Genomic DNA, 7,222 nt, shown 5'->3' with positions numbered 1-7,222 from the left:
GAAGCCGAGCGACATTGCCAGTCTGCATCGGTGGATCACGACCCCAACGCTGCTCGCATTGCGGACCATGGTGGATCGCTCCGCGCGGGCCAACCTGCCGCAGGACGAGGGCACCTCCCGCGCCGCCAGCGCGCTCGCCGCGCAGCGCCGGCTGCTGCGCGACTGGGTCGCGGCCTACGACGGTCTGGCTGCCTTGCTGACCGTGCGCATGCCCCCGCAAGCGGAGTCCGTGGCGAAGCGCGAAGCCGCCGCGCCGCCGGCATCCGGACAAGCGGCCGAGGCCGCCGCGGCGGCCGACCTGTTCCGGCGACTCTTTGCAACCGACCCCGCGCCTGACGGCGGCACCGGCTTGCAGCTCGATTGGGTCCGAGCCTGACCCCAAGCCCAATGCCAGGACATGTGGAAACGACGCGGCATCGGCCTATGCCGCGCGCGGAGCTTTTTTAACGGAGTTGTGTATGGGGGATCGGATGTTGTTGCCAGTCGTATTCAGATACATCGGCCAGTGCCTGGGCGTCAGGTACAAGCCGCGGCCCGCAGCCGCCGCATCCGTACGCTTGACGCGGGATACCCCGAGCCCGCGAACCAGCCTCTGGTCGCGGCTTGTTCGCACGTTGTTCTTCTGGCGCGGCCCGCGTACGGAACGGGCCCGCGCCCACCCGTCGCCTCGGATCACCTACGTTTCCACGCCACCGCCGTTGTCGGAACGGGACACCACGAAGTCGATCGTCGAAAGCCTGGCGCCATTGGCGCCGGACGCGCTCGAGGCATTTTGCCGCGGCTGCTCCAGGGACACCCTGCTGGCGATGGTGAGCTGGTGCCAGGCAGCCGGCAACGCCCACGCGGCGGGCGATACGGACGCGATCCTGGCGAAGGACATGATCGAGACGAAAGCCAGGGAAGCATTGCGTGCGTTCGAGCCGGACGGGATCGTTCCGCCGGCCGGCATCCGGCACGTGCTGACGCAGCTGCACCGCGCGCTGGCAAAGGTTCGCGACGGCAAGGGCGTCCTCGACCTGGCCCGACTGCGTGACGACTGGGTCAGCCGGCGCCCGCGCGATCGCCAGTTTGTCGCCGGTGGCTGCCATGCCGCCAACGCCTTCGACATGTTCCGCCGCTCGATCGAGGCGCTGTGCCGTTTCGAGATGGCCGATGGCGATCCCGCGGTCACGCACGCCCTGGCGGCGCAATGGGTCGACGCCGCCGCAGCGCTGTGCGAGGCGTTGGAGGCTGGAAGGCTGACCGGGGCGGTGATGGCGCGGCATGCCGATGCACTGCGCTTGCGCGAGCGAGACACCGCGCTGGTCCTGATCTGCGCGCAGCTTGGCATCGCGCGGCAGGCACCGCGGTCGAGCCTGTCCCATGACACCGGGCCGGACGAGGCCGCCGACACCGCGCCGAGTCCCACCGGCAACGCACGCAAGCACGGCTCGCAACCGATCGCCGCAAAGACGCTGACGGAACTGCTGCTCGACCGCGGCAGCGAAGCCGGGCAGATCGATGCCGCGGTCGGTTCGCTGGTACACAACCTGCGCACCGTGGCGCGGCAGCGCGAGCGCGAGGCGTTTCCCGCGGAAATCGCGGCCCGCCTGGACGAACTGCTGACGCGTGCCGGAGCTCGCCTGACCGAGCCGCAACTGCATCGCCTCGGGGACGCGCTGCAGCGGGCCGGCCTGAGAGCCTGGACCGTGTGCCGCAAGCTGCTGGACATCCGCGAGGCGCTGTACGACACCGGCACGCAGGCCTTGCGCGACGCGATGGCGGGGATCGCCGGCGTGCGGGCGCGACAGTCCGCGGTACGCGAGCAGGCGCAGCAGATTTGCCGCAGCATCGGGCTGGTCGATGCCGAGGTGGCGCGGGAGGCCGGATTCTCCGGCGCGACGCCGGGCGATGGCACCGCCCTCCGCCAGGCCCTGCGCTAAGCCCTGCGCGGTCTGACGATTCCGCCGTCAAGCAGCGGGTTTGTATCGCCGTGTATCGACGCAGCGGGGCGATACACGGCGATGCGCGGCGGGCCGGTTGCGGACACGTCGCCGATACCGCGCGGCGGTCTACTGGCGTTTCTCACCCACCTGATCGGAGAAACGACCATGTCAAACACCGTGAACGCACAACGCCGCCGCCTGCTGGGCTCGACCACGGCGCTGGCCGGTATCGGCCTGCTGGAGCTGGGCCTGGGCAGCGTGGCCCACGCGGGGCCGGCACGGCAAGCCGCCGCCGTTGCGGGCCAGTCCCCCGGCAGCGCTTCGCTTGGCGCGATTCGGCAGATCGACGCCGGCACGCTGAACATCGGCTATGCCGAGGCCGGTCCGGCCAACGGCCCGGTCGCGATCCTGCTGCACGGCTGGCCCTACGACATCTACAGCTTCGTCGACGTCGCGCCGGTGCTGGCGAAGGCCGGTTATCGCGTGATCATGCCCTACCTGCGCGGCTACGGCTCGACCCGCTTCCTGTCGGCCGACACGCCGCGCAACGGCCAGCAGGCCGCGCTCGCGGTCGATGTCATCGCGCTGATGGATGCGCTGAAGATCGACAGGGCCATCATCGCCGGCTTCGACTGGGGCGCCCGTACCGCCGATATCGTCGCCGCGCTGTGGCCGGAGCGCTGCCTCGGGCTGGTGTCGGTCAGCGGCTATCTGGTCGGCAGCCAGGAAGCCAACCGCAAGCCCTTGCCGCCGGAGGCCGAGCTGCAATGGTGGTACCAGTTCTACTTCGCCACCGAACGCGGCGCCGCCGGCTACGCGGCCAACCTCGACGGCTTCAACCGGCTGATCTGGCAACTGGCCTCGCCGCAGTGGAAGTTCGATGACGCGACGTACCGCCGGTCGGCGCAGTCGTTCGACAACCCCGATCACGTCGCCATCGTGATCCACAACTACCGCTGGCGCCTCGGCCTGGTGCAGGGCGAGCCGCAATTCGATGCGCTGGAGAAGCGCCTGGCGGCCGCGCCGAAGATCTCGGTGCCGACCATCACGATGGAAGGCGACGCCAACGGTGCGCCGCATCCGAAGCCCGCCGCGTACGCCGGCATGTTCACCGGCAAATATCAACATCGGGACGTTGGTGGCGGCATCGGCCACAACCTGCCGCAGGAAGCGCCGCGCGCGTTCGCCGACGCGGTGCTGCAGGTTGTCAAGCTTTGAGCCGGGGAAACGTGCATGCAACGACTCCGAATCGCAGCGGCTATCCCCGGCCTCGCGCTGCTGGCCTGCGCCGCCCTGGGCCAGCATGCACTGGCGCAGCCACCGGTCCACGGCGCAAGCGAAACGGTGCCCAGGCAACAGCCGGCCCCGCAGCCGTCCACCGGGCAGCAGAGCGCCAGGCCCTCTGCATCGCCGATCTACGGCGTGACGATCCCGCCGGGCTACCGAAAATGGCAGCTGATCGCGCCGGCCGAGGAGGCGGCTCCGCTCGATGAATTGCGCGTGGTGCTCGGCAATCCGGAAGCGATGGAGGCGATCGAACGGTCCGCGAAGCGCTTTCCCGACGGGGCCGTGCTGGTCAAGCTGGCCTACAAGCGCAAGCCATCGCCCGATTTCGAACCCGCGACGATACCGGGACAGCCGACCACGGTACAGGTGATGGTCAAGGACTCGCGCCGGTATGCGTCGACCGGAGGCTGGGGCTTCGGGCGCTTCGCCAACGGCGTGGCGGTGGACGCGGCCCAGCATCAGACCTGCTTCGCCTGCCATGCGGCCCGCGTCAAGGACCGCGACTACGTGTTCACGCGCTTCGCGCCATAGCGGCGGCGTTGGCTGCGTCCTGCGGTGCCCGATCCGGATCGACCTGTCGCCTGGCAGGCCGATCCGGTTTTTTTTTGAGCTCGGCAAGCGCAACGGCACCAGGGTGGATGCGCGCGAGCTGTAGGGAAGGCCCGCGCTTTGTATTGCACTGTATCTGCACGGCTTGCGATGCAACTTCGTGACAATCCCGCGCTGCGACAAACACATCGGCGATACACACCCACCCTGAAATAGCGACATCGAATCCACGACGCCATTTCAAGGAGCGCACTGTGCAAGACCGGCCTATTCCCACCCCTCTGATGACCCGCATCGATGCGGCCGGCCACTGGCTCGCGCCGCTGGGCCTGCGAGCGATCCTCGCCTGGGAGTTCTTCGAATCGGGCCGCGAAAAGCTGCTGGGAGAAAACTGGTTCGACCAGATTGCCGGGCAGTTCCCGCCGCCGTTCTCGCTGCTGAGCGCCAATCTCAACTGGACGCTGGCGACCTGGCTCGAACTGCTGGGCGCCGCCGCACTGCTGCTGGGCCTGGGCACGCGGTTCGTCGCCTACGCGCTGATCGTGCTGACCGTGGTCGCCACCTATGCCGTGCATTGGCCGACGGAGTGGGCAAGTCTCGCCGAGCTGTGGCAGGGCTACGCCGTCACCGACAACGGCTATGGCAACTTCAAGCTGCCGCTGCTGTATCTGGTCATGTTGCTGCCGTTGCTGCTGCGCGGAGCCGGCCCGCTGAGCCTGGACGGCCTGCTGATGCACCGGTGGACGCATGGTCAAGCGCTGCCGGCCGTCGCGACGATCGATGCCGGCCATGCCGTCTGGTCCGCCCTGCTGATCCTGCTCGGGCTGCCGATTGCGCTGCTGCTGCCGTGGGCCGGTGGCGCGCTGATCGCCATCGGCATCGCGCTGGCCGTGCTGTGCCGGGCCCGGCGCTGACGGTCTCCCCATCCCGCCGATCGATACGGGGCGTCGATACGCAAAGCCCGCCGTTCACAGCATCACCCCAATCGAACCGATTTTGTTCGCCACATCCCGTGGCACAGACCCGCACGTCCGCGTGCATTGATTCAGGAGATCCACCATGTCACATGCTCATTCCTCCCGCAAGACGACGCTCGGCCTGCTTGGTGCCGCGCTGGCAGGCAGCGTGCTGCTGAACGGACCGGTCTTCGCCGTGCAACCGCTGGCGCAGGGCTATCTGGTCGCCGCGGCCGACGGCAAGGCCGCCGAGGGCAAATGCGGCGAAGGCAAGTGCGGTGCCGAAACGACGCGCGTGTCGCGCGGCGCCACCAAGGGTGCGCAAGCCGAAGGCAAGTGCGGTGAAGGTAAATGCGGCGAAGGCAAGTGCGGCGATGCCTCGTTCTCGCGCACCGATACCGACAAGAACGGCCTGGTCTCGCGCGCCGAGTTCCTGGCGGTGGCGCCCACGCGTGCCGCGGAGTTCGACAAGATCGACACCAGCCACGACGGCAATATCTCGGAGGCCGAGGCCTACGAGTATCTGCGCGCCACCTACCAGGCCAACGGCAAGCCGGTACCGAAGAACCTGTTTGCCAAGCTGAAGAAGTAGTCGTCGCATGTAGCGGCGCCGCGCCGCGCCGGGCCGGAACGCGAACCGGTGCGGCGCGGATGCGCAAGCCTGGCAACGGGGTCCCGGCGGCCCCGTGCCCTCTATCGATTGCCAAGGAGATTCACCGTGTCGGTGCCGATCCGTTCCTCCGTCCTTTCACCTCGCTCCGCATCCGCCCGCGTCGGCCTGGGACTGCGCAGGGCCCTGATCCCGCAGCTGGAGCAGGCGCCGCCCGGCGACTTCGATTTCCTCGAGCTCGCTCCCGAGAACTGGCTGCGCGTCGGTGGCGCCTATGGCAAGGCGCTGGGCCGTCTGGCCGCGCGGTATCCGCTTTACTGCCATGGCCTGTCGCTGTCGCTCGGCGGCATCGCGCCGCTCGATGAGGAGCTGCTGAACGAGATCCGCAGCTTTCTCGATGGCCACCGCGTGCCGCTTTACAGCGAGCACCTGAGCTACTGCACCGACGACGCGCATCTCTACGATCTGCTGCCGCTGCCATTCACCGCGGAGACCATCGAACATGTCGCCGCCCGCATTCGCCGTGCGCAGCAGATCCTCGGCAGGACGATGGCGATCGAGAACGTGTCGTACTACGCCGCCCCGCGGCAGGACATGGACGAGGCGACCTTCACCAACGCCGTGCTGCGCGAGGCCGACTGTGCCTTGCTGCTGGATGTCAACAATGTCCATGTCAACGCGATCAACCACGGCTTCGATCCCTATGCCTTCCTCGATGCGCTGGAGCCGGGCAGGGTAGCCGCCTATCACGTGGCCGGTCATTACGACGAAGCCGACGACTTGAAGATCGACACGCATGGCGCCGCGGTCAAGAGCGAGGTATGGGCGTTGCTGGAATACGCCTATGCCCGCTTCGGCGTGCACCCGACCGTGCTGGAGCGCGACTTCAACTTCCCCGACTATGCCGAGCTGGCCAGCGAGCTGCGATATATCCGCGAACTGCAGGCCCGCGCCGGTGGCGCAGCGAGGAGAATGGCCCATGGCTGAGATCGCCCGCACTTCGATGCAGCAGCAGATGGACCTGGCGCGCCACCTGCGCGATCCGTCGCGCCATCCGTCGCCGGCGGGCATGGACCCCGCCCGCGTGCGGATCTATCGCGAACTGGTGACCGGCAACCTGGTGTCGTTGCTGGGCGGGGCCTTTCCGGTACTGGTGTCCTTGCTGGGAGCCGAGCATTGGCGCTGGCTGGTGGAGCGCTTCCTGCGCGACCACCGCTCGCACACGCCGCGCTTCGGCGAGATTGCCGAGGAGTTCGTCGCCTTCGTCGACACGCTCGACATCGAAGCCTTGCCAGCGCCGATGCGGCGGCCGTTTCTCGCCGAGCTCGCGCATTACGAGTGGGTGGAAATGGCGCTGCTCCACAGCGACGCGCGACCGCTCGCGGCGGATCCGTCGGCCGCGACCCGCGCACCGGCGCTGGACCGGCCGCTGCAACTGTGCCCGCTGGCCTGGCCCCTGGCGTATCGCTGGCCGGTGCATCGGCTCGGACCGGCGTATCGGCCGTCGCAGCCGCCGGCACTGGGGACCTTTCTGCTGGTGCGCAGGACGGCCGACGACGACGTGCGATTCTCGGAACTAAGTCCGCTTGCCTGGCAGCTGCTGCACGAGATCGGGCAGGCGGGCGGCGCGCTGACCGCCGACGGCCTGCTGCAAGCACTCGGTCGACAATGCCGCGTGCCGGACTTGCCGTCGTTCGTTGCCGCGGGCATGGCGCTGCTCGACGACATGCACGCCGACGGCTTCGTTGCGGCCGCCCCGGAGGTCGGTGCCGGGAGCGATGCCTAGCCTCGTTGGAAGCCGATCCAGCCGGCGACCTCGCGTGCGACCCAATCCGGATCGTCGTGCGGCAGGTCGTGTCCCGCCCAGGGGTGCACGCGATGCGGGACCGACCACG

General features: G+C 68.6%; 8 protein-coding genes and 1 pseudogene. 8 read left to right on the top strand and 1 reads right to left on the bottom strand.

Going from position 1 to position 7,222, the window contains the following annotated elements; translation table 11 throughout:
- From B551_RS26525 to B551_RS11105, 8 genes are all read left to right on the top strand, one after another.
- Positions 1 to 376: hypothetical protein (locus tag B551_RS26525; RefSeq protein ID WP_172682460.1), on the top strand; the 376-nt coding region annotated here is incomplete at its 5' end.
- Complete coding sequence (locus tag B551_RS11135) at positions 315 to 1,922, top strand: hypothetical protein (RefSeq protein ID WP_157071956.1); 1,608 nt, start codon at positions 315 to 317, stop codon at positions 1,920 to 1,922. The genes B551_RS26525 and B551_RS11135, both read left to right, overlap by 62 nt.
- Before the next feature lie 168 nt (positions 1,923 to 2,090).
- Positions 2,091 to 3,143: an alpha/beta fold hydrolase gene (locus B551_RS11130; protein ID WP_006577480.1), complete on the top strand. Its 1,053-nt coding sequence runs from the start codon at positions 2,091 to 2,093 to the stop codon at positions 3,141 to 3,143.
- Positions 3,144 to 3,158: 15 nt separating this feature from the next.
- The gene (locus B551_RS11125; RefSeq protein ID WP_006577479.1) at positions 3,159 to 3,743 is read left to right on the top strand and encodes a cytochrome P460 family protein; all 585 of its coding nucleotides are present in this window, start codon (positions 3,159 to 3,161) and stop codon (positions 3,741 to 3,743) included.
- A 302-nt stretch (positions 3,744 to 4,045) separates the two neighbouring features.
- Positions 4,046 to 4,675 carry a DoxX family protein gene (locus tag B551_RS11120; protein ID WP_006577478.1) on the top strand — a complete coding sequence of 210 codons (630 nt, stop codon included), beginning with the start codon at positions 4,046 to 4,048 and terminating at the stop codon, positions 4,673 to 4,675.
- 145 nt (positions 4,676 to 4,820) lie between these two features.
- Positions 4,821 to 5,309 (top strand): hypothetical protein, encoded by a 489-nt coding sequence (locus B551_RS11115; protein WP_006577477.1) that lies wholly within the window; start codon positions 4,821 to 4,823, stop codon positions 5,307 to 5,309.
- A gap of 126 nt (positions 5,310 to 5,435) precedes the next feature.
- A complete protein-coding gene (locus B551_RS11110; protein WP_006577476.1) occupies positions 5,436 to 6,314 on the top strand; it encodes a DUF692 domain-containing protein in 879 nt (292 codons plus the stop codon).
- Entirely contained in the window at positions 6,307 to 7,113 is an 807-nt protein-coding gene (locus tag B551_RS11105) for a DUF2063 domain-containing protein (protein ID WP_006577475.1), read from the top strand. Before B551_RS11110 ends, B551_RS11105 begins: the two co-directional genes overlap by 8 nt.
- On the opposite strand, the pseudogene B551_RS27335 reads toward B551_RS11105, so the two are convergent.
- Positions 7,110 to 7,222: pseudogene (locus tag B551_RS27335) on the bottom strand (alpha/beta hydrolase); the annotation flags it as partial. The gene B551_RS11105 and the pseudogene B551_RS27335 overlap by 4 nt on opposite strands.

The sequence above is a fragment of the Cupriavidus sp. HPC(L) genome (genome assembly GCF_000307735.3).
Lineage (GTDB): Bacteria > Pseudomonadota > Gammaproteobacteria > Burkholderiales > Burkholderiaceae > Cupriavidus.
The sequence above is the reverse complement of the archived record's forward strand: the minus strand, read 5'-3'. Positions and strand labels throughout refer to the sequence as shown.